Here is a 22,456-nt window from a genome sequence, read left to right on the forward strand (position 1 = left end):
GAAAATAATGCCAAATCTGCTCCCCCCTATCCAAGAAGCCTTCTCCGTTCTGGGGTTACTTTTGAGTTTTATTGGCCTTTTCTTGAGCATCTGGATTATAATTCCAGCACCCATTTACCTTTTACTACCTTTAGGGGTGGGAGCGCCAGAAGTCTGTCATTGGCTACTATTGTTAAATACTACGGCTTTTGCCCTCTCGTTTTTTAGATTGCGTGGTAACTTACTGCAATACGTTACTTTAAGTATTAGTATAGTTGGAATTATTCTCAGTATAACGCCACTGCTGCAAATACCAACTACGCAACAGCAGATGCAGTCAGCAATGGAGAAACAATTAGGTAAAGACTACCTCAAACCAATTCTAGAACAAAAACATTTTGGGCGATCGCCTATCTTGGGGCTTAGGCGATCGCATCCTTTTAATGTGATAGATGCGTTTAAAGGTATTCACATAGATGATGTACGTTACACACCTAACATTGAATTTGCATCACCCGATGGAATATCGCTGCGCCTCAACATCTACCGTCCTCAGCAAGTTGGCAAATACCCCGGAATCGTCGTCATTCACGGCGGAGGTTGGCAAAGTGGGAGTCCAGAAAGTAACGCCGATTTCAGTCGATATATGGCCGCTAGAGGTTATACAGTCTTTGCTATTACTTACCGCTATGCACCCGCGTACAAATTTCCCGCTCAACTTGATGATGTCCGCAGCGCCTTAACTTTTATCCAGCAACACGCCACCGAGTATGAAACCGACATTAGCCGTATCGCCTTACTTGGACGTTCCGCCGGCGGACAGTTAGCAATGTTAACTGCTTATCAGCAAAATACTTTACCCATTCGTGCAGTCATTAGTTATTATGCTCCATCCAACCTAGCAAAAGGTTATCGAGAACCACCTACACCAGACCCCTTAAATGTACGATCAGTACTTGAAGCTTTTTTAGGTGGTACACCAGATCAAGTCCCAGAGCAATATACTAAAGCTTCCCCAATTAATTACGTTAACCGTCCACTCCCACCGACTTTGTTAATTCATGGTGGTCGTGACCATATCATCCGGATCATTTTCCCCAGAATTTTGTTTCAGTCTTTGCAAAATGGTGGTAATCAAGCGATTTTATTAGAAATTCCTTGGGCGGAACACGCTTTTGACTATATCTTCAATGGAGCAAGTAATCAGTTAGCCCTGTACCACACTGAGCGTTTTTTAGCGTGGGCATTGCAAGAAAAAGTATGAAGTTAATTGCTTACATCTGGTTTGTCTAAGTAGTAATGGGTAATAGCTAATTAGTCATTGGTTTTTAAAATTACCTACAATCAATTGCCAAATCCACAGCTATTATATGTGTTCAACTGGACACGATATTACTTGTAGATAGAACTGGAGAAAATTTTTATTTTCGCTTTTAGGATTTCCCTCTGATTGACTGGCAGATGCCTTGCATGATTTTTGCAGTATCCATAATTTATTGAAGACTTTGTAATCATAACCAGCCTAATTGCTCAGTTGGTTGTTTAATCTATATATAAGTAATACTTGTAAATACCTGGTGGCATTAACTAATGAAATCAGGTGACATGAGCATTTATATCAAAATGGGCTATGAGGTAATATTAAAATGCCAAAATGGAAGGTAGTAACGGAATTTTCATTTAATAGCGCTCACTACATTAAAGATTACAATGGCCCTTGTGGGCGGATGCACGGACATAATTATCAAGTCCGCATTGAAGCGATATCAACGCAACTACATTCTTCTCAATATTGTCCACACCCTGTAATGGTAGCTGATTTCCGCACCTTACGTTGGGCTAAACAAGATGTGACAAAAGGAGGGCTTGATCACGGTATTTTAAACGAAGTGATGCCTCCTGAGTATGAAACAACTGCTGAGATGATTGCTAAGTATATCTATGATGAAACGAAGAAACGAGTACCACCAGATGTACAACTAAAAGTTAACGTTTCGGAAACACCTAATAGCTGGGTAGAATACGAAGACTAAAATTTTATTGTTAACGAGAGTGCATTATGAGTAATAATGCACTCTATTATTTATTTGCTATAGGATTCATACTTGATTTATGAAATATACGTAGGGGAGCCACTGCGTTGGACGGTGAGTGCAGCCACACGTTCGACTATGCCACCGAGTGGACTGCCTGCCGTAGCTTGCTTCTCCAGAGGAGTACCCGGCAGTCACGCAAGTGGCGTTAAGGGTTTTGGCAGGCAATGCCCACCCTACAGATACTTAGATTTTTCAATAGTCAAATGGTATTCATATAGTTATTTTTAATAATAGATAATATCGCTAATTATGATAATATCTATTCAGATGTACAATCCAATATAAATGAATATCTAATTCACTCAAATTAACTTATTAACTATTAAATGATTTAACAAAATTTTATAATTAGTATTTTCTAGTCCCTCGTCCGTCAATTGTGAGTATTAATTACTAGACTAAAATATTGAGAGAAAATTAACTTATGTAAAGACTGATATATAGCGAGTCAATCCTTAAACTTAATCAAGTTATAAATCGCTATGTGAAGTTTTTAATAATACTTGTCTCAGCTTGTAGGTTAATGTCGTGATCTACTGCTGTAATTGTGTAATGTGAAAGTAACTAAGCTCATGATTAAATTGAGGTCTGATGACTCCTAAAATTCTGCGTCAGCTTTGGTCTGTAGTTGAAAACTCGCAAACGAAGACCCTCTTGCAGATGGACGATGCTAGCTTGGTGCAATGGTTGGTACACCAGACAACAACACAAGCGTTGTTAGAACCCAACGAAACCGATTTCTTGGTTGACTATATTCAATCTCGGCTAGCACTAATACGTGATCTTGCTTATGAGCGCCAATATTCATAGTCATAATTCCACGATAAATTAGTCCATAGTCAATGGCGATCGCTATTGGCTATGAACTACCATTTATGGGTTTAGTGAGGGCAAATAACCTTCTACTAAGCAATCAGAACCCACCACACGCCAACGCACTCGTTCTAGAATTAAAGCCTCTGTCATGGTATCAAAGCCCAAATCACCCACAGGCGTAGGTGCATGGCTACCACCAATGATTTTAGGAGCGATAAAAGCCAGGATTTTCTGTACAGCACCTTGAGCGATCGCACTAGCAGCTAAAGTCCCACCACACTCCCACAATACGCTACAAAAACCGCGATCGTATAAGTAAGACATAACAGTTTCTGGTGTCAGCGATGCTAACTCTACGATTTCCACTCCCTTTTGCTGCAACAGTTTTTGGAAATCTGGATTAGCGCCTACTTGAGTCAATACTAAAGTTGGAGCCTCGACTGTTTCCCAAAGATGAGCATCCAATGGCAAATCCATCTGACGACTCATCACCACCCGCAAAGGATTATGTACCCCTTCTTGGTGACTAGTTAAGTAAGGATTATCTCGCCGTACCGTATTCCCACCAACAATTACCGCATCACAAGCAGCCCGCAATTGATGAACTTCGCCACGAGCTGATGGATTTGTCACCCAAGCGCTGTGACCAGACGTAGTTGCTATTTTGCCATCTAAAGTCATGGCATATTTCAAAATACCCAAAGGCTTTTTGTGGACAATCCGATGTACAAAGCCTTCATTCAGTTGCTGACAGGCTGCCATTTCCACACCCACCAACACCTCCACCCCAGCCCCACGTAACCGGGCAATCCCACCACCACCTACCAGGGGATTCGGGTCAACCATACCCACCACTACCTTCGCTACACCAGCAGCAATCAATGCTTCCGAACAAGGGGGAGTACGTCCGTAATGATTACAAGGTTCCAAATTAACGTATACAGTAGCACCACGAGCCAGTTCTCCTGCTGCCCTGAGAGCAAAAACTTCTGCATGAGGCTCACCTGCACGGGGATGAAACCCTTCCCCCACAATTTCCCCATCTTTCACAACAACTGCCCCTACTAACGGGTTAGGCGAAGTACGCCCTAAAGCACGACGTGCCAGTTCTAAACACCGTTGCATCATGCGGACATCAAAATCATTTCCTACCCTCTGTGGCACTGATGGCTGTATTGAGGGTTCGTGTTGCTGAATGTTGTTGGGTTGGGATGCACCTGCTTGAGCGACCACTGGAAATTTATCCATAACTTTGGGAATTACTGTAAATATTCTGCACTTTAAATGCTCTTATAGTGATATTTAAACAGTAATATCCCTTCGCGGGTTGTTTATCTGCACCTTCTCCTATGCCTACCAAAGACCTGTATCATGATGTGGTAAAAAATGCTCTGATTAAAGATGGATGGCTAATAATTGCTGACCCTTTCATAATTAAATATGAAGATGCTGAACTTTATGCTGATTTAGCCGCAGAAAAACCAATCGCAGCAGAACGTCAGGGACAGAAAATTGTTGTAGAAATTAAAAGCTTTATCGGTAAGTCTCAGATGTATGACTTTCATAACGCCCTGGGGCAGTACATCGTCTATCGCAACCTTATCCAAGTCAGCGAACCTGAATATAATTTATACCTAGCAATTGACGACATTGTTTATTTCAATTTTTTTCAACGTCGATCCATCCAACTCATTGCCCGTCAAAACAACTTGCAATTAATTGTCGTAGATACACTGAACAGGAGCAAATTGTGCAATGGATAAATTAAGCTACTATCGGCATACTGTCCAAGAAATAATTAAAAAATATTATGACTTGAGCAATTCTCAACTCGCTACTGCCACAGAAACTAAAATTAGCGATGGCGTTCCGGACACCGTGGGCGATCGAATGATTATAGACGAACAACGCGACCAATATCTATGGTTACGTTGTGGCTGGGATGGCAAAAAACGGGTACAGCATATTATCTTATACCTCCAGATTCAAAACGGTAAAATCTGGATAGAAGAAGATAGCACCGACTTAGCAATTGTTGATGAGATGCTGGTAGCAGGTATTCCCCAAACCGACATTATTTTGGGCTTTCATCACCCCAGCAAAAGAGGACTGACTGAATTTGCGATCGCCTGAACCAAATCAAGCTGAATAAGCTGGGGCGATTAACAGGAGATAGGTCTGCTTTAGTGGCAAAAATTTGCCATACTAGCTTGTGTCTAAAAGGTATTGAGCTATTGATTTCGACTCAATACCAAAATTATCATAAGCTATTCTGCTTTTAAGTTGCACAATCCATCGTGAGGGCTCTTAACTGTTAACTGTCAACGGTCAACACTTAACAGCCCTTATCAGTAGTTATACAATTTAGCCGCCCATGAGCTTAACTACTAACTTTCCAACATCTTCATTCTTTGCCACCAACTATTGAGGGGATAGTACAGCACAGGGGCCCAAAGACTGCTGAGAATAGCAGAGGCTAGGGTGACACGTTGATAATATGCCCAAATGTATTCTGTTTGGCGATCGCCTGCTAAAGTCAATAACAGACCAAAAACCGTTTCTGCCAAAATTGCCATCCCAAAGACAATTAAGGCAATAGAAATAAAATCTTCTTGGATAAAACGCTGCTTTTGTAATAATCCAGTCAAAAAGCCGACTAACCCCAAGGTGATGGCATGGGACGGATGAGGGGATGTAATGGCATCTTGCAGCAGCCCTAACACAATACCAGCAAAAGTTCCCGCCCATACTGAACGTTTGACACTCCAAGCTACCACCCAAATTAACAGCCAATTAGGGCCAATCCCCAATAATTCCATGCCTGGTAAGCGGGTTGGTAACAATAATAAACATAACAATACCGAACCAATCGTTACTCCCCAATCGAGTAGGTGAAGCAAACCCGGATGCCAACGCGACAAAGGCATACGCCGGACGCTGAATCTTCGCGCCGGCGGTTTTGATTTACCGTTAAATGAAGGTGTCTTCATTGTTTTGAGAGATTTCCAGAAAATCTAGTTGGACTTTTGTTGCTGTGAGTTATTGGACTGTTGATTTTCCAAATCGGGGTTTGTCACCTTGGGATATACAGCCACCCAATCTAATGAACTGAGCGCTGGAAAAAGTTCAATTTTGGCGATTGATGCAGGTAATTTCTTCAAATCCAGTGATTTAATTCTGCCCACTGCCAAACCAGAGGGGAATCTTTGGCTATAAGTGGACGTAGAAACTAAATCTCCCACTTTCACATTTGGCACTTTTTCGTAAAATTCCAGCACAGCCTCCGAAGAAGAATCTCCCCGGAGAACACCTTTGGCTGAAGTCCGGCTAATAGTAACACCTACTTGACTTTTGAGGTCACTAATTAACAATATGCGACTGGTGTTAGGTGTAACGCTATCCACCAGACCAACTAATCCCCCCTCAGCTTTGACAATATAACCTTCTTTAATCCCAGCATTAGCACCGCGATTAATAGTTACTTGTTGCCACCAATGGTCAGCACTGCGTCCTATCACCCTTGCAGGTACTGGACGCGATGCTAGTGGTTGGTTTTGAACGTAGCCTAATAAATCTGTTAGTTTTTTGTTTTGACTTTCTAACTCGGTAATGCGTGTTTGCATCTCCAAGAATTGCGCTTTCTTGAGACGTTCTTCCTGACGTTCCTCTAAGCTTGGGCCTGTCTGCAACATTTGCAAAGGACGGGTAATTACTTGGTATGCTTCCGCTAAAAACCCGCCTTGAGTCTGACGCAACACCCAAGCACTGCCAACTGCTAACCCTAATAAACCAACTTGTAAGGCTTTGCGATCCCACCAACGACGTACAGTAACCATTTATACCTATTCTCAGATTCAGAAGATACTGGATTCTATTTATATAAAACCCAAATCACAGCCAAATAGAACCCAATATCTAAATATTTTTTTCGCTACATATTTCGAGATCGTCCGCTAAAAACTCTTTCTAGCTGTTTGAAGTTTTCTAATACACGACCTGTTCCCAGCACAACACAGCTGAGAGGATCAGCCGCGATGTGGGTGACAATTCCTGTTTCGTGGCTAATGAGGGTATCTATACCTTTGAGCAAAGCACCACCGCCAGCTAGCATAATACCTCTGTCAATAATGTCCGCCGCCAGTTCAGGAGGTGTACGTTCTAATGTCCGCTTCACCGCTTCGATGATTACAGATAAAGGTTCCAGCATACTTTCACGAATTTCTGGCCCCTTAATCGTGACAGTTCTTGGTAAACCTGAGAGCAGGTGTAAACCTCGGACTTCCATCATCGCATCGTCATCATCATGGGTAGGATAGGCAGAACCCATGCGAATTTTAATATCCTCAGCAGTACGTTCCCCAATCACCAAGTTATGAACTTTCTTCATGTACATGATGATGGACTCTGTTAATTCGTCCCCAGCAATGCGTACTGATTCGCTAATTACAGTACCTTGGAGACTCAACACAGCAACTTCCGTAGTTCCCCCACCAATATCGATAATCATGTTACCAGTAGGTTCCGCAACTGGTAATCCCGCACCGATCGCAGCTGCTACAGGTTCATCAATTAAATATACCTCTCTAGCTCCAGCTTGCGCCGCCGCATCCATGACGGCGCGTCTTTCCACCCCAGTTACCCCACTGGGAATGCCAATTACAATCCGGGGTAATATTAAAGACCTGCCTTCATTGACCCTCTGAATAAAGCTTTTCAGCATTAGTTCAGCTGTATCAAAGTCAGCAATTACCCCATCGCGCAAAGGTCGCAGGGCAATCACATTTCCCGGTGTGCGACCGAGCATTTTTTTAGCTTCTTCCCCAACTGCCAAAGCTACCTTTTCATTTTGATCGATAGCTACCACAGAAGGTTCTTGCAGTACAATACCTTTACCAGACACATAAACGAGGGTATTTGCTGTACCGAGGTCGATACCCATATCCCACGATGAGCGAAAGTTCCTAAAAAGCCCCACGCGTCTCTATGCCCCCTATTCCTGACATTTTATAGACTACAACTGTTAATGCGAATCGTGCTGGATTTTATTATGATTTTGAGCCTGAGTCCAGCCAAATAGGCTATATGTCGATAACTTTCGGCAATTTTTCCTCAGTCTCAAATATCCACGGTATTGATATTCTCTGACTAATTCAGTATACCCGTATAGTTTTTCAATTTTGTCAAGTATTTCTGCATATTTTTATACTGTAAATTTATTGCTAAGTTTCTAACACATTTTCAATCAGGTCACAATTAGTTATGATTAAAGTCAAAATTAATAAGTACTTATGTACTAAAGGATAAGGCAGATGAGCATTAACATTGTCACCCTAGTAGGTCGCGTAGGCACTGATCCAGACATTAAATATTTTGAGTCTGGGAGTGTAAAGTGTAGATTAACTCTAGCCGTCAATCGGCGTTCAAAGAACGATAAACCTGATTGGTTCACCTTAGAACTGTGGGATAAGACAGCAGAGGTCGCAGGCAATTATGTCCGCAAAGGTAGTTTAATAGGAGTTAAAGGTTCCTTGAAGTTTGACTCATGGAGCGATCGCCAAACTGGAGTTAATCGATCTACGCCAGTAATTAGAGTAGATCAACTAGAACTACTAGGTTCCAAACAAGATAGAGACGGTGGTAGTAGCGACTTCGCACCAGAAAATTTTTAATAGGTGAAGTAAGTGGTCAGTTGTTAGCAGCCAAGGAAACAACTGACCAATGACAACTGACTAATAACTAATTTGCAACGTGACTGAGGCTTCAACCTGTTGTTCGCCACCAATTACGGGAGTAGACGCATCTGCACTGCTAAGTTTGGCAGCCTCGGCTCTGTACAATATGGGTGGTGGAGGCGCAGTTGCACCACCAACTTGAATACTTACTACTTCTTTAGCTTGAAAACCGAGGCTACTAAACACCGCGCTGGCTTGCTGTTGTGCGTCTTGGGTCGCTTCCTTTAAGGCTTGTTGCCTAGCAGAGGCGATCGCCTCATCAGTAGCCACAAAACTGATACCATTGATTTGAGTTGCGCCAGCTTTCACCGCTTCATCTAATAATGTCCCAGCTTTTTCCGTAGCAATACGGAAATTCACCGTATTACTAGCAGCATATCCAGTAATTCTCTGCACATTATTGTTATAGCTATAAACCGGGTTGAGACGAATACCAGTTGTTTGTAACTTCTCCACATTTCGGCTTTTCAGTAAAGCAACCACAGCCGATGACCTCCGTGCTGCTTCATGCTGCACTTCCTGAGCAGTTTTACCCTGAATTTCCACTCCTAAACTAACTTCCGACAATGTGGTAGGAATCGATTCAACCCCACGACCACTGACAGTCAAAGTACGCCACATTCTTTCTTTCTCTTGTGCTAGTCCAGGCTGCACAAAACTCACAAAAACTAACAACGCCAACGGCAAACTTTGCCAAAATTTTCCAGCACGCAACTGAGAACCAAATAAAGCAGTTCTAACCATGATTTACACTCCTCATAAATATATGCAGATACCTTTAAACCGTATCTATTCAGCGCTGAGTTCCAAGTAAAATCCCTCCACTGAGAACCCTGCACTGTTATACCTTATGCAGTTAGTCGATACGATTTGTATGTTCCTACTTTGACACTGCCATAGTCAAAAGTTAAAACGGTTACATTTTTTGAAACTAAAAAACTTAGACCAAACTTATTCAATTGTCTTCATAGATATTTCTCCTCGTACCTCAGCGCTTACCTCCACATCCTCTGTGTTAAAAATTCTCCTCAATTCACTCCGATGTTACGCAAATTAGTCCGCCAAACATCATTTATCGCACCTGAACGAAGTGTATTTTCCATAAAAGAGTAAAAATGGAATAGAAGGATGTTCACGTAACAACGCGTAACAAATGCAGTTTTTCAATGCAATCAACTTCGCTTTTCCTCTGCTGGCCAGCACAACTGAAGCCGCAGACAGTTCAATGGTTGTCGCCGCAGTCTTGCTGAGTTTAGTGGTAGTTTACCTAGCTAGCAAAGTTGGTGGCGAGTTATCCAACCGAGTGGGTTTACCACCTGTCTTAGGCGAACTTTTAGGTGGTGTGGTCGTGGGTGTTTCTGTTCTGCACCTGTTGGTGTTCCCTGAAGGTGGTGCAGACGGTTCCAGTTCTATGATTATGACCTTCCTCCAAACTACGGCTGGTTTAAGTCCAGAAGCGACACCAGCCGTATTTACAGCCCAATCAGAAGTGATTTCTGTTTTAGCTGAACTGGGTGTGATCATCCTACTGTTTGAAATTGGCTTAGAGTCAAACTTAAAAGACTTGATGGCAGTTGGTGTCCAAGCTTTAGTAGTCGCAGTGGTGGGGGTTACAGTCCCATTTGCCGCCGGGACTATAGGCTTGATGACTTTGTTTGGTATCGATGCTGTACCCGCAATCTTTGCTGGGGCAGCTTTAACGGCTACCAGTATCGGGATTACCTCTAAGGTACTCTCAGAAATAGGAAGGCTCAATTCCAAAGAAGGACAGATAATTCTGGGTGCGGCTGTAATTGACGACGTACTGGGAATTATTGTCTTAGCGGTGGTTGCCAGCCTCGCTAAAGAAGGGACTGTAGATGTAGGTCAAGTCATCTATCTGATTATTAGTGCTAGTGGCTTTCTTTTGGGTGCGATTGTCTTGGGTAATGTTTTCAACAAAACCTTTGTCGCGATCGCTGATATGCTCAAAACACGAGGTGAACTAGTAATACCAGCTTTCATCTTCGCTTTTGTTATGGCATATCTCGCTGCCATCATCCATTTAGAAGCCATTCTTGGCGCTTTTGCCGCAGGTTTAGTTCTGGAAGAAACAGACAAGCGCAAAGAGCTACAAAGGCAAGTTTGCCCCATTGCTGATATGTTAGTGCCAATTTTCTTCGTTACCGTAGGTGCGAAAACTGATTTAGGCGTACTTAACCCAGCCATCCCCAGCAATCGGGAAGGGTTAATTATGGCAAGTTTCCTGATCATGGTCGCTATCTTCGGTAAAGTAATCACAGGCTTTAGCGTCTTTGGTCAATCCCAAATCAACCGCCTAGCGATTGGCGTGGGGATGATTCCTAGAGGTGAGGTAGGGTTAGTATTTGCTGGTGTCGGTGCAGCCAGTGGCGCACTCTCTAAACCGTTAGGGGCAGCAATCATCATGATGGTTATCCTGACAACTTTTCTCGCTCCCCCTTTATTAAGATTCGTTTTTCCAGACTCAGATGATGGGATAGACGACTCAGCACAATTGATTTTAGATGGTTCCACGGGGAAACAATTAGCTATAGAAACACCATCTTCTGTTGTATCTACTGCCAAGGATAGTGGGAATGTAAGTTCTTAAAGTAGGGGTGCAGAGTGCTGTAGGCAGATGGAATGTTTTTCCCTAAGTTTATCCCCCTTGCACCCTGCTCCCTGCTCCCGTGGCTTTTCTACTCCCCATCCCCATACATGGAAACTTCTATCTTCCCATCTTCGTCCTGAGGAATTATCAATTTTATTTTTTATCTCATAACTATTAGTATTCGGAATGTTATCTGTTGCAAAACTAAAAACCAAACACTTTTGTGATTAGGTCAACTGCCAAAGAATGATAATATTTTTCTCTTACACCTTGAAACTTTTTTATCCCCACAGCCGTTTACCAAATCGTTGGAGTGTTTATTTAAAAATTTGATTTATTGGTCATAAAATAACTCAATTCCCAATTTTTGGTAAGCTCGAAGATCGCTCACCAAAACTTTTGGATGAATGTAGTAAATTGCGGAGCTATTAATGTTGTATTTAATGCTTTAAAGCCAAAATATTGTGTTCTGATAGTACGGCAATAATTAAGGGAATACTGAGACTCAAAGCCATTATATTGTCTTTTTATACCAAATTCCCAGGAATATAGAGCGTATCAAAACTCAAGATCAGGTGGCAAAGATGTGACAACTTGCCGATATGTTGAGACATTGACAGCTCTAATGAATGCAAATCAGGAGAATGGATTGTGAAATTACACTGGTTACTATCTGGTACAGTTGGAACTGTCTTATTACTATCGTCGCCAGCCTTAGCAACGAGGTTAAATTCTTGGCGCTTTGATGCCAATCAAAACCGCTTGGAAATTAATACTACAGGTGCCGTCCAACCAAGGGCGCAACTAATTTTTAATCCCACACGGTTAGTAATAGATTTGCCAAATGTGACATTTGGGCGATCGCAGTTAACACAACCAATCGGTGGTAGAATCCGCTCTGTCCGCGTAGGGCAATTTGATCCGCAAACCACGCGTATAGTTGTGGAAGTGGCTCCTGGTTACACTCTTGATCCTCAGCAAATCAAATTTGTCGGGCTTACAGCTAACCGTTGGACAGTCCAGTTACCAACTCCCACATCAGAGCAAGCAGAGTCTTCACCAGACAACACTTATAATGTGGTGACTATTGACTCCAACACCAGGCCAAGTTTACCCAATAACACAAGACCGGAGTTACCAAATAATACAAGACCAGAGTTCTCCGATAATACAATCAGTGCTGCACCCGGAACGACACAAATTGAAGGCTTACAGGTGACTGGGGATGGTTTTTTTGTCCGCACCAGTGGTGGCAATCCTCAAGTTCAAGTCATTCGCAGCCGCGATCGCGCTACTATTTTTATGGATATTGCTGGGGCAACTTTATCGCCACGCGCCCCAAGAAACATACCCGTTAATAAACATGGTGTCAACCGGGTTGAACTCACTCCATTACAAACCAGAACCCCAAGCGTCCGTATGACCTTGCGGGTAGATAAGAATAGCCCAGACTGGCGAGCAACTAACAGTAATGCAGGTGGTTTAGTAGTTCTACCTAGTCGTGTAGTCAGACTGCCCAATAATGACAACGGCGAAGGTAACACCTCGACCTTGCCTGACAGAATAACTACAACCAGTGCCATTGCCACAATTCAGTCAGTTGACCTCTCTAGTAATGGCACACAACTACTGATTAGAGCTGATCAAGCAGTATCTGGTAACGGTGGATGGGATAGAAACACTGGTCTATTCCGCATCACTATTCCTAACGCCCAGTTAGCTCCCCAAGTCACTGGGCCAAGTTTAAGTGCTAATAGCCCCATTCTCAGAATACGTCTGCAAAAACAAGAACCCAACACAGTAGTTGTTCTCGTCCAGCCGGCTGCTGGGGTGCAAGTTGGTCAACTCAACAAAGTTGGCAACCAGCTTTTAGCTCTACAATTACAAGGCTCACGTCGGCTCGCTACCACACCTCCCTTACCCCCCATCCAAGGACAATTACCAGATCCAACAAATCCCCGTCCTCTACCCCAACCAGGAACAAGACCAGTTCCCAAAGGCAGATTATCAGTATTCATCGACCCCGGACACGGTGGTAAAGACCCAGGAGCCATTGGTATTGGTGGAGTGCGGGAAAAAGATATCATCTTGCCCATCAGTCAAAGAATTGCCCAAGTATTACAGCAAAATGGGGTACAAGTGGTGATGGCAAGAAATTCTGACTTTTTTGTCAGCCTACCAGGACGAGTACAAATGGCAGAACGAGCCAGGGCTGATGTATTTGTCAGTATCCACGCTAACGCCATCGGTGGGAATCGTGCAGATGTCAATGGTTTGGAAACTTACTATTACGATAGCGGATTAGGTTTAGCTCGTGCAGTTCATAGGAGCATTCTTCAAAACGTAAATGTCCGAGATAGAGGAGTACGTCGAGCCAGATTTTATGTCCTTAGAAAAAGCTCTATGCCCTCTATTCTGGTAGAAACAGGGTATTTAACTGGTAGAGATGATAATGGTAAACTGCAAAGTCCAGCTTACCAAAGACAAATGGCAGATGCGATCGCTCGCGGTATTCTTCAGTACCTCAAACGATAGATAATCAGTCAGTCTTCACAAACTTATAATCATCCTGATTGCCACACTATCCCTGTTATTCCTGAAGATTTTGTGTGAATACTAACCACATCCTTATATTCTGAACCTGGATCTTATGCCTTCACGACATGGCAAAATCAAAAGGGCGTGTTAAGATGTGTCGCCATTAGTTGTATTTTTATACCAGCGCAAAATTTTTATTGCAGTAAAGCTGAAGTTTGAACGGTGATGGTGTGAGGATTAGCCAACATTTTGGAGCCTTAACGGCTCTCATGAACGCACATCAGGAGAAAAGATTGTGAAATTACACTGGTTACTATCCGGTACGGTTGGAACCATCTTCTTACTATCGTCACCAGCTTTAGCAGCAAGGCTAGACTCTTGGCGATTTGACCCTAGCCAAAATCGTTTAGAGATTAATACTAATGGCGCTGTACAACCCAAGGCGCAACTGATTTTCAATCCGACACGTTTAGTTATTGATTTACCCGAAACCACATTTGGTCAGCCCCCATCAACACAGCAAATAGGCGGTGCAATTCGGGCTATACGTGTAGGACAATTTGATCCACAGACCACGCGTATTGTCGTAGAACTCAATCCTGGTTACACACTCGACCCCCAACAAGTCAAATTTGTCGGTATCAGCCCTAGTCGCTGGACTGTGCAGCTACCTACCCCAACAGTTGAAAGAGTCGCATCGCCCAGAGAAACTGCACAGCAGCCAGTACCTACCATTCCCTCAGAAACCGGAGTGGACACACCCTCGGTTTTATCACCCAGAAATGTTTACTCTGTCACTCCAACTACCAAGGAAGCACCGATTAGTAATCTTGCATCTGTAACTCAAATTGATAACTTACGAGTTACAGGCGATGGATTTTTTATCCGTACCCGTGGTGCTACCCCCCAAATTCAAGTTAATCGTACAGATGATAATCGGGTAATTAATATCAACATTACCGGCGCATCTTTATCGCCAAACATCGAGAGAGATTTATCAATTAATCGTTATGGTGTCAGCAGCATCCAATTGACGCAATTGTCAACGCAAACTGTACGTATCTCCATGCAGGTGGATAGCAACAGTCCTGACTGGCGAGTTAGTACTAGCAGCGTTGGTGGGTTTGTGCTTCTCCCCAGTAAAGGTATTGCCAACTTACCCCAAAATAATACTCCCAACACCATTTCATCCAATACCAACTCACCCGCCACCATTCAAGCGGTGGAACTAGGTGATAATGGTACACAACTTTTAATTCGCTCTGACCAAGCAGTAACAGCTAAAGGCGGCTGGGACAGAACCTCTGGACTTTACCGCATCATTATTAATAACGCCAAGTTATCTCCTAGAGTTACAGGCCCAGCTTTTAATGCTAACAGCCCTATTCTCCGTGTCCGTCTGCAACCCCAAGTAGCCAATACAGTAGTTGTTTTGGTACAACCAGCAGCCGGAGTACAAATAGGGGAACTCAATCAAGTAAGTAACCAAATTTTAGCTCTAGAATTACAATCTTCTCGGCAATTGATACCACCAGTAGGTTTACCACCCCTACCATCAACAAATCGTAGTCAATTGCCAAATCCAAATATCGATAATCCCATAAATATCCCACAACCAATACCCAGGTCAGTTCCCAGGGGAAGACTTTTAGTCGTCATCGACCCTGGACATGGTGGTAAAGATTCTGGCGCTCCTGGTTTGGGTGGATTACTAGAAAAAGATGTAGTCCTACCTATCGGTTTAAGAATAGCCGCTATTTTAGAGCAGAATGGTATCCAAGCAGTCTTGACGCGCGATGCAGATTTTTTTGTGGAGTTACAAGGACGGGTAGATATTGCCGAACGAGCTAACGCGACTTTGTTTGTCAGTATTCACGCCAACTCCGTAGAAGGCCGCCCTGATGTTAATGGCTTGGAAGTATATTACTACGATAGTGGTTATGCTTTAGCCGAATCAGTCCGCAAGACTATTCTCCAAAGTATTGGCACACTCAAAGACCGAGGCACACGCAAAGCTCGGTTCTACGTCTTGAGGAAGAGTTCTATGCCGTCGATTCTAGTAGAAACAGGTTATATGAGTGGTAGGGAAGATAATCCCAGACTAGGCTCACCAGAATACCAAAATCGCATGGCAGATGCGATCGCTCGTGGTATCCTGCAATATTTAAAGAGACAGTAAAATTTTCATTAAGTTCAACATTTAGTCTCAATTACTCACTCTAGAGGTGGTATGTAAACTGCGTGTAGATACAGAATTTAGTAGTCAATTGGTAAATTGTCTGTTAAATTCTGTATTTTAATATTCCAAAATCTCTAACAATATCTGCCTGTGTATTCATCTTCCAGCATTGAAGGTAATCTTTACGGTTTCTCAGCACAAGAACCTCAACGCGCCCCCATCGGCGTATTTGATAGTGGTGTAGGCGGGCTAACGGTACTGCGTCAAATCTATCGCCAACTACCCAATGAATCGGTAATATACTTTGGTGACACAGCTAGACTACCTTACGGTATCCGCTCGCAAGCGGAGATTTTAACGTTTGTGCGTGACATCCTTGACTGGATGCAGCAACAACACGTCAAAATGGTAGTCATGGCTTGCAATACTAGTTCTGCCCTCGCTTTAGATATCGTTCGTGAGGAATATGACTTTCCCATTCTTGGTGTCATCCTCCCTGGGGCTAAAGCCGCAGTACAGCAAGGTAAGCGTATTGGTGTAATTTCTACTCCAGCTACAGCCAAAAGTAATGCCTATCGTCAAGCAATTTGGGAAATAGACCCCAATGTCGAAGTCTGGCAAGTTGGTTGTCCGGAATTTGTTCCCCTAATTGAGCAAAACCGTATTCAAGACCCATACACCACAGAAGTAGCCAGGGCTTATTTAGAACCCCTAATTCAGCAAGATATTGATACTTTAGTTTATGGCTGTACCCATTATCCTTTGCTTGCGCCAGTACTGCGATCGCTACTCCCTCCCCAAGTCAAAATCATTGACCCTGCTGTTCACGTCGTCACAGCTTGTACCCAAGAATTAGACTTACTTGGACTAAGCAACACTCACCCACCATTACCAACGCGCTTTGCCGTTAGTGGTTGTCCCCAACAGTTTTCTCAATCAGGAGTACATTGGTTAGGTTACACCCCATTAGTTGAAGCCGTGGACTTTGCTGGCGTACCAGTTTCCCAACTTCAACAGGATTTGGCATAATTCGTAATTCCTAATTCGTAATGATTACCCTACAAATAGAAGCTCGTCTTGCTGTTTAACTATAAATTTTTGCTTCACGGTAGAGTATTTAGGCACTTGTCAGTAAATTTATTTGTGACAAAATTACCTAAATCAATTGCTTAGGCGCGCCGCTCCTGTAGGGTATTACGAATTCAAAATTAGTAGTTATAGCCTCACTAATCTTTATTTCAAATTATTACTAATAACTATTGACTATTGGCTATCTCAGTGACTGTAGGTGAAACAGACAATTGTTGTTGACTATTACTTGTAGCCACTACAGATCGATTATTAATATTAGATTTTTTCCCAGTTCGTTTAGCTAATCCTAATAATAGGTAAACTGTGAATAGGTATCCAGAAGCTAAAATAAAAATCATCATAGGCATATTCCCGTAAATCATTGTGCCACCCACACTTTTTCAAATACATAATGAAATTGCATAAAATTAGCAAAACTTCAACCAACCAAGTTAACTCTTGATGGCCACATTTTGCATTGGCAAATCTTTCCGTAGAGTTTTAATTCTCTTTGCCCAACGGATTTACTATTTAATTGATTTTTGCAGACCATACATACGACAGCAAATTGGTCACTAAAATAGTGACTAACAAAGCTTGTCTCAGCAGCCTACCTAGTCCGCGTGAATTTTGCTGACATCTTATATCAGGAGCCATGCTTACGCTCAACGCAAGCTCGAAACTTGCAGCAACTTCTCCCATGAGAGTTGCCTAGCTCCAAATAAAGAGTTCTGATCATCAAGAAAAGAGACGAGAAAATACTTCCTTGATTCTATTCTTGACAATGCACTATTTTCGATTCGCCACGCGAGAAAATTAACATCACTTGAAAAGTGAGTTAATTTTGTGCGGTGAATACTTGAAAAATTTAAAATCCTTACATTTTAGCGTAACACAACAACTCAAACTTTGAAGCCAACTTTGAGGCTAAATTTCAAAATTTCTAGATGGTTACACAGAGGTTAGAAGAACTTAGTCTTAACCTACAAATAACTAATGTGTAAGAAGTAATAGTGAGGACAATGAGTATATATCTAAGGTTGTATTCCAGGCCACTAAAGATATGTGTCCTACAACTCAGATTTTTGAGATCCACGAATTATCTGAAAACAACAAGGACTTTTTATTATTCCCCTAAATGTATAAAATTTTGCAAACTTAATTCTATTACGGTAAGTACTTAGCCGTCAGTCAAGTTCAGTAGACATTAACAAATTCCGGAAAGGGGGCAAATCAATTCAAAATTCAATAATTGTTTCTCAATCCCCCATCTCCAGTGCCTAATCTCCCATCCCAGCAGAGAAAATGAGAATATCCCAAGCAAAACCTTGCACAGGCACAGGCTTATCTTAAAATGAGTATAGGATATGTAAACTTTCGTAACCAAAGTCAGAGTCCGCCAATCCATGACCCCAGCCACCTCCCTGTTTACCCCTGTGGAAGCAGACCTGCGAATACTAGCAGATAACCTGAAACAGCTAGTTGGAAATCGCCACCCCATTTTGTTTGCAGCAGCCGAGCATCTATTCGGAGCTGGGGGAAAGCGTATAAGACCAGCGATCGTGCTGCTGATATCACGAGCAACAATGTTAGACCAAGGCATTACACCGCGTCACCGCCGCCTAGCCGAGATTACAGAAATGATTCACACGGCCAGCTTAGTCCATGACGACGTGGTAGACGAATCTGAAGTGCGACGAGGTGTCCCCACCGTTCATAGTTTGTTTGGCAATCGAATTGCAATTCTAGCAGGAGATTTTTTATTTGCTCAATCTTCCTGGTATTTAGCCAACTTGGATAATTTGCAAGTGGTGAAACTACTCTCAGAAGTCATTATGGATTTGGCTACTGGGGAAATTCAGCAGGGACTAAACCGCTTTGACGCGAGTATTTCCATTGAGACTTATATCGAGAAGAGCTATTACAAAACAGCATCTTTAGTTGCTAACAGTTCTAAAGCAGCTGGTTTATTGAGTGAAGTGTCTCCAGAAACTGCCGAACATCTTTACGCCTATGGTCGTCATTTAGGCATAGCATTTCAAATTGTTGATGACATTTTAGATTTTACTAGCACTACGGATACCCTTGGTAAACCAGTAGGGTCGGATCTAAAAAGCGGTAATCTCACAGCGCCGGTTTTATTTGCTCTAGCAGAAAAACCATACCTAGAGGTGTTGATTGAACGAGAGTTTGCCCAAGAAGGAGATTTAGAGCAAGCACTAGAACTCATACAAGATAGTCAAGGCATACAGCAGTCAAGAGAGTTAGCTGCTCACCACACCAAGTTAGCAATTGAGCATTTGGCAACTCTGCCACCCTCAGAATCTCACCAAGCACTGATCAAGATAGCTGAATATGCAATAAGCCGATTGTATTAGCCGGATTTAAAAATTTCGATTTTAAATGAGCGTTTTCTGACATTTACAATTTTGGATGTGGGGTGTATTTAAAAAGTCCCACATCCAAAATTTTTTTAGGCAATATTTGGGGGTATGGTTTTAAGCGATCGCTGCTTTTTTAACTGTTGCTGTATGCGTTTCTGGAAATCAGCCCGCCGTAATTCATATGTGTGAGTGGTCTTACCCGGCGTTTCCAAAAAAAGGATACTATCTACGGGTTCTAAAGCCACCAATTGGAACAAAATATGGGTAACTGGGGTGATCTGCCCACTAATGTGAGGGTCTAGCCCAGCAGGTGGGATTAGAGAAACATCCTGTATGGTAGGGAAAGCGTAAACAACACGCTTTTCAATTCCTGGGTTTGCTCGATTTCTCAATGTGGTCAAGACCCAGCTACCTTCCGAATCTTGAAGAATGTAGTACTGGGTGTGACGTAATTTTTGAGCGATCGCTACAAGCAAAGGAGCAATTGCTGCAACAAGATGTGGCGTAACGCCATCATTGGGTGCATTGTTAATCAGCAATTGTATTTGTGCTTCTAAATCCATAATTACTTGTCAACGGCTCCTGGGTAATGGCAATAACATTTATCAAAATGTGATCTCTCCCACTAAAGTTGGGAATAATAAAATCAACCACATCCTCATTACAAGTTGGTATGCGTTTAGTTTATCCGCAAAACCATAAAGCCAATACCCACAGTCGTCACAGGTTGTATTTAAGTTTATGTTAGGGTCTAGTGAAAGCCGAGACTATGAATTCAGCCGCAACAGCAACTATTCCAACCGCAAATCTTCTGGAAGAAAACTCTTTTGGTACAGAGGTCATCTTCAAACTGATTTACAAAGAGCTAAAACAGTTTACCAAAGCTTCCGACCAGAATTGTCATGATGTAGCAAATCGTATCACTACAGAAGTATACCGAATTTGCACCGAAAGTAAACGGATTCAAGCTTCTGGTGCTGTAGAAAGTTCAGCCATGACCCTAGCCAAGCATCGGCTACAACAATGCTTGAGATATTATCAACAAGGTTCTAACCGAGGCAGAGTCGAACTACACAGTACACTCAGCGCTATTATTTATCGTTACATTAATCCCCCTCAGCGCCAATTAAGTTACCAAGGGCGACTGACTATCATAGAAGATTTCTTACAAAGTTTTTATTTAGAAGCATTAAACGCTTTCCGCCGCGAAAATCAACTCGGCCCTACCTACCGTCCCCAAACTCTTCTAGAGTTGGCAGAGTATATGGCATTTACCGAGCGCTATGGTAAGCGCCGGATTCCCTTACCAGGAAGACAACAACAGTTGATTATCCTGCGGGCGCAAACTTTCTCCCAACAGCAACCACCAGAAACCAACGTCGATATCGAACAAGCCGCCGAAGGTAGCTCTAATGATGGTGATGGTACATGGGAAGAACCAGCAGTACAGCGCTTACGCTCTGCAATGGCTACCCAACCAGAACCAGAACCAGAAGAAGACACCTTGCGTTCTGTAGTCATTACAGAATTAATGGACTATCTGGAGCAGAAACAACAATCTGACTGTGCTGATTACTTTTCTTTACGTCTTCAGGATATGTCAGCTCAAGAAATTGAGAACGTTTTAGGTTTAACTCCACGTCAGCGAGATTACTTACAGCAACGCTTCAAGTATCATTTGATTCGGTTTGCTTTGTTACATCGCTGGGAATTAGTCCACGAGTGGTTAGAAGCTTCCTTAAATACTAATTTGGGTTTGACTCCTCAACAATGGGAAGCTTACACAGCAGAGCTAGACGACAAACAAAGGTCTCTATTAGACTTGAAACAACAAGGTCAACCAGATGAAAAAATTGCCAAAACTTTAGGGTTATCAATGGCACAACTACAGAAACGGTGGTTTAAGATTTTAGAACAAGCTTGGGAAATTCGTAATTCCCTAGTGTCCGGATCAAGTGCATCCACTCATGAATAGTGACTCAGAATCTTTGCAACAGTACTTACTCGGTTTGTTGGCATCCACTGTCAACAAACGCGAGAATATTAGGGAAAGTTGCCAAGGAATCGATGGGGAAAATGCTATTCAACTTGCTACTTCACAAAGAGGTCAGCATCATCTGAAAAGGCAGCCCCAAACCTTTTGATTAGGAGAAATTCCTACTGTGCAAGAACGTTTTCAAGCCGTAATCAAGCGTCGTTTACAGATTCACATCGAAAACCACCCACCTCTATTTCCCTGGGAAAGCCAAATAGTGGATTACCCAGATTATATTGAAGAGCCGTCATTGGCTTTAGCTCCTAATTGGGGATGGTTAGCCCAGCAGACAAAACTGAATCTACCAGTAAATCTACCAGAAAGAGTTTTCCAAGAAATATTGGAAAAGTGTCAGCAGATGGTGGCATCTTCACTACCCTTAGGAGCAAAATTAGTTCAGGTAGTGGAAGGTTTCTTTCCTAATGAGTCACAAACAATCAATGACTTAGCTGGGTTAGTACTGCGAACCAACTATCGATCGCCAGAAACTCTGGATACAATGCCTAATATTCAGAGCGATTATGCAGATTTAGACTCTCGTCAACAAATGGCGTTGTCTTTGTTAGCTGCTAAACAGTTGCTAGCTAATTTAACCTTGCCCGTGTCAGCAACCCAACCAGTGGTAGAAAGACTTTGGCTGACTAGCCTTGGTGCTTTAACTTTGCGGGTAGAATACTACACCAAAGGTGATGTTACCCAGTTAGTTGTCCACAGTGATTTACCTACTCAAGGAATCTTGACACTGCAAGGTAATGGCAGTATTGCGATCGCCCAGTCATCAAGCCCAGGATGTCTGAGTGTAGAGTTAACCTGTAAACAACTCCAACCATCTTATACATTAGAGGTTGATTGTCCCGAACTCGATCAGCAACCATTGCTATTTGTCATTAATCCCGCAACATAGCTGAAATTACCACTGCTAGCACAATAGAGATGAAGGTAGAAAGAAGCTGGAGGTAATAAACCTTCTAGCATTTGCTTTTGTACCTTTTTCAACTGATGATTGATTAGCGCC

At 42.6% G+C, this 22,456-nt stretch carries 20 protein-coding genes and 1 pseudogene; 14 read left to right on the forward strand and 7 right to left on the reverse strand.

The window, feature by feature from the left end:
• Positions 1–7 precede the first annotated feature (7 nt).
• From ACN222_RS00390 to ACN222_RS00400, 3 genes are all read left to right on the forward strand, one after another.
• Positions 8–1,243: an alpha/beta hydrolase gene (locus tag ACN222_RS00390; RefSeq protein WP_010994256.1), complete on the forward strand. Its 1,236-nt coding sequence runs from the start codon at positions 8–10 to the stop codon at positions 1,241–1,243.
• A gap of 382 nt (positions 1,244–1,625) precedes the next feature.
• Positions 1,626–2,012, forward strand: coding sequence for a 6-pyruvoyl trahydropterin synthase family protein (locus tag ACN222_RS00395; protein ID WP_010994257.1), 387 nt, complete (start codon positions 1,626–1,628; stop codon positions 2,010–2,012).
• A 654-nt stretch (positions 2,013–2,666) separates the two neighbouring features.
• Entirely contained in the window at positions 2,667–2,885 is a 219-nt protein-coding gene (locus tag ACN222_RS00400; protein ID WP_010994258.1) for a hypothetical protein, read from the forward strand.
• A gap of 63 nt (positions 2,886–2,948) precedes the next feature.
• On the opposite strand, the gene ribD is transcribed toward ACN222_RS00400, so the two are convergent.
• Positions 2,949–4,139: a bifunctional diaminohydroxyphosphoribosylaminopyrimidine deaminase/5-amino-6-(5-phosphoribosylamino)uracil reductase RibD gene (gene ribD / locus ACN222_RS00405; protein ID WP_010994259.1), complete on the reverse strand. Its 1,191-nt coding sequence runs from the start codon at positions 4,137–4,139 to the stop codon at positions 2,949–2,951.
• Positions 4,140–4,240: 101 nt separating this feature from the next.
• Here ribD and ACN222_RS00410 point away from each other — a divergent pair.
• Both ACN222_RS00410 and ACN222_RS00415 read left to right on the forward strand, forming a co-directional pair.
• Positions 4,241–4,659, forward strand: a pseudogene (locus ACN222_RS00410) (XisH family protein).
• Entirely contained in the window at positions 4,647–5,024 is a 378-nt protein-coding gene (locus tag ACN222_RS00415; RefSeq protein ID WP_010994261.1) for a XisI protein, read from the forward strand. The pseudogene ACN222_RS00410 and the gene ACN222_RS00415 overlap by 13 nt, the downstream one beginning before the upstream one ends.
• 254 nt (positions 5,025–5,278) lie before the next feature.
• On the opposite strand, the gene mreD is transcribed toward ACN222_RS00415, so the two are convergent.
• From mreD to ACN222_RS00430, 3 genes are all read right to left on the reverse strand, one after another.
• On the reverse strand, positions 5,279–5,881 hold the full coding sequence (mreD, locus tag ACN222_RS00420) for a rod shape-determining protein MreD (RefSeq protein WP_044520477.1): 603 nt from the start codon (positions 5,879–5,881) through the stop codon (positions 5,279–5,281).
• Positions 5,882–5,905: 24 nt separating this feature from the next.
• On the reverse strand, positions 5,906–6,727 hold the full coding sequence (gene mreC / locus ACN222_RS00425) for a rod shape-determining protein MreC (protein ID WP_010994263.1): 822 nt from the start codon (positions 6,725–6,727) through the stop codon (positions 5,906–5,908).
• Between the two features lie 95 nt (positions 6,728–6,822).
• Positions 6,823–7,830, reverse strand: a complete 1,008-nt coding sequence (locus ACN222_RS00430) for a rod shape-determining protein (protein ID WP_044520478.1) — start codon at positions 7,828–7,830, stop codon at positions 6,823–6,825.
• A gap of 370 nt (positions 7,831–8,200) precedes the next feature.
• Here ACN222_RS00430 and ACN222_RS00435 point away from each other — a divergent pair, with 370 nt between their 5' ends.
• Positions 8,201–8,560, forward strand: a complete 360-nt coding sequence (locus ACN222_RS00435) for a single-stranded DNA-binding protein (protein ID WP_010994265.1) — start codon at positions 8,201–8,203, stop codon at positions 8,558–8,560.
• A gap of 60 nt (positions 8,561–8,620) precedes the next feature.
• On the opposite strand, the gene ACN222_RS00440 is transcribed toward ACN222_RS00435, so the two are convergent.
• Positions 8,621–9,367 (reverse strand): SIMPL domain-containing protein, encoded by a 747-nt coding sequence (locus ACN222_RS00440; RefSeq protein ID WP_044520479.1) that lies wholly within the window; start codon positions 9,365–9,367, stop codon positions 8,621–8,623.
• Positions 9,368–9,776: 409 nt separating this feature from the next.
• On the opposite strand from ACN222_RS00440, the gene ACN222_RS00445 reads away from it, so the two are divergent.
• From ACN222_RS00445 to murI, 4 genes are all read left to right on the forward strand, one after another.
• Positions 9,777–11,234: a cation:proton antiporter gene (locus ACN222_RS00445; protein ID WP_010994268.1), complete on the forward strand. Its 1,458-nt coding sequence runs from the start codon at positions 9,777–9,779 to the stop codon at positions 11,232–11,234.
• A 651-nt stretch (positions 11,235–11,885) separates the two neighbouring features.
• Positions 11,886–13,769: an N-acetylmuramoyl-L-alanine amidase gene (locus ACN222_RS00450; protein WP_010994269.1), complete on the forward strand. Its 1,884-nt coding sequence runs from the start codon at positions 11,886–11,888 to the stop codon at positions 13,767–13,769.
• A 298-nt stretch (positions 13,770–14,067) separates the two neighbouring features.
• Positions 14,068–15,951 carry an N-acetylmuramoyl-L-alanine amidase gene (locus tag ACN222_RS00455; protein ID WP_010994270.1) on the forward strand — a complete coding sequence of 628 codons (1,884 nt, stop codon included), beginning with the start codon at positions 14,068–14,070 and terminating at the stop codon, positions 15,949–15,951.
• Positions 15,952–16,101: 150 nt separating this feature from the next.
• Entirely contained in the window at positions 16,102–16,980 is an 879-nt protein-coding gene (murI, locus tag ACN222_RS00460; protein ID WP_010994271.1) for a glutamate racemase, read from the forward strand.
• 227 nt (positions 16,981–17,207) lie between these two features.
• Here murI and ACN222_RS00465 read toward each other — a convergent pair whose 3' ends face one another.
• Entirely contained in the window at positions 17,208–17,405 is a 198-nt protein-coding gene (locus ACN222_RS00465) for a hypothetical protein (RefSeq protein WP_044520484.1), read from the reverse strand.
• A gap of 1,023 nt (positions 17,406–18,428) precedes the next feature.
• Here ACN222_RS00465 and sds point away from each other — a divergent pair.
• Positions 18,429–19,400 (forward strand): solanesyl diphosphate synthase, encoded by a 972-nt coding sequence (gene sds, locus ACN222_RS00470; protein WP_010994273.1) that lies wholly within the window; start codon positions 18,429–18,431, stop codon positions 19,398–19,400.
• A gap of 95 nt (positions 19,401–19,495) precedes the next feature.
• Here the strand turns inward: sds and ACN222_RS00475 are convergent, their stop codons facing one another.
• Positions 19,496–19,969, reverse strand: a complete 474-nt coding sequence (locus ACN222_RS00475) for a hypothetical protein (RefSeq protein WP_044520486.1) — start codon at positions 19,967–19,969, stop codon at positions 19,496–19,498.
• Between the two features lie 206 nt (positions 19,970–20,175).
• Between ACN222_RS00475 and hetZ the strand changes: the two genes are divergently transcribed.
• Genes hetZ through ACN222_RS00490 form a run of 3 tightly spaced genes read left to right on the forward strand, consistent with a single transcriptional unit; the run spans position 20,176 to position 22,345 of the window.
• On the forward strand, positions 20,176–21,381 hold the full coding sequence (hetZ, locus tag ACN222_RS00480; protein WP_011318294.1) for a heterocyst differentiation protein HetZ: 1,206 nt from the start codon (positions 20,176–20,178) through the stop codon (positions 21,379–21,381).
• Positions 21,374–21,550: a hypothetical protein gene (locus tag ACN222_RS00485; protein ID WP_010994277.1), complete on the forward strand. Its 177-nt coding sequence runs from the start codon at positions 21,374–21,376 to the stop codon at positions 21,548–21,550. Before hetZ ends, ACN222_RS00485 begins: the two co-directional genes overlap by 8 nt.
• An 18-nt stretch (positions 21,551–21,568) precedes the next feature.
• Entirely contained in the window at positions 21,569–22,345 is a 777-nt protein-coding gene (locus ACN222_RS00490) for a hypothetical protein (RefSeq protein WP_010994278.1), read from the forward strand.
• Positions 22,346–22,456 lie beyond the last annotated feature (111 nt).

This window comes from Anabaena sp. FACHB-595, from assembly GCF_048568275.1.
Lineage (GTDB): Bacteria > Cyanobacteriota > Cyanobacteriia > Cyanobacteriales > Nostocaceae > Trichormus.

Excerpts from the sequence above, each read along its gene's own strand:
- ACN222_RS00390 (WP_010994256.1), top strand. The coding sequence starts at position 8 with ATGCCAAATCTGCTCCCCCCTATCCAAGAAGCCTTCTCCGTTCTGGGG.
- ACN222_RS00395 (WP_010994257.1), top strand. The coding sequence starts at position 1,626 with ATGCCAAAATGGAAGGTAGTAACGGAATTTTCATTTAATAGCGCTCAC.
- ACN222_RS00400 (WP_010994258.1), top strand. The coding sequence starts at position 2,667 with ATGACTCCTAAAATTCTGCGTCAGCTTTGGTCTGTAGTTGAAAACTCG.
- ribD (WP_010994259.1), bottom strand. The coding sequence starts at position 4,139 with ATGGATAAATTTCCAGTGGTCGCTCAAGCAGGTGCATCCCAACCCAAC.
- ACN222_RS00415 (WP_010994261.1), top strand. The coding sequence starts at position 4,647 with ATGGATAAATTAAGCTACTATCGGCATACTGTCCAAGAAATAATTAAA.
- mreD (WP_044520477.1), bottom strand. The coding sequence starts at position 5,881 with ATGAAGACACCTTCATTTAACGGTAAATCAAAACCGCCGGCGCGAAGA.
- mreC (WP_010994263.1), bottom strand. The coding sequence starts at position 6,727 with ATGGTTACTGTACGTCGTTGGTGGGATCGCAAAGCCTTACAAGTTGGT.
- ACN222_RS00430 (WP_044520478.1), bottom strand. The coding sequence starts at position 7,830 with ATGGGTATCGACCTCGGTACAGCAAATACCCTCGTTTATGTGTCTGGT.
- ACN222_RS00435 (WP_010994265.1), top strand. The coding sequence starts at position 8,201 with ATGAGCATTAACATTGTCACCCTAGTAGGTCGCGTAGGCACTGATCCA.
- ACN222_RS00440 (WP_044520479.1), bottom strand. The coding sequence starts at position 9,367 with ATGGTTAGAACTGCTTTATTTGGTTCTCAGTTGCGTGCTGGAAAATTT.
- ACN222_RS00445 (WP_010994268.1), top strand. The coding sequence starts at position 9,777 with ATGCAGTTTTTCAATGCAATCAACTTCGCTTTTCCTCTGCTGGCCAGC.
- ACN222_RS00465 (WP_044520484.1), bottom strand. The coding sequence starts at position 17,405 with ATGATTTACGGGAATATGCCTATGATGATTTTTATTTTAGCTTCTGGA.
- sds (WP_010994273.1), top strand. The coding sequence starts at position 18,429 with ATGACCCCAGCCACCTCCCTGTTTACCCCTGTGGAAGCAGACCTGCGA.
- ACN222_RS00475 (WP_044520486.1), bottom strand. The coding sequence starts at position 19,969 with ATGGATTTAGAAGCACAAATACAATTGCTGATTAACAATGCACCCAAT.
- hetZ (WP_011318294.1), top strand. The coding sequence starts at position 20,176 with ATGAATTCAGCCGCAACAGCAACTATTCCAACCGCAAATCTTCTGGAA.
- ACN222_RS00485 (WP_010994277.1), top strand. The coding sequence starts at position 21,374 with ATGAATAGTGACTCAGAATCTTTGCAACAGTACTTACTCGGTTTGTTG.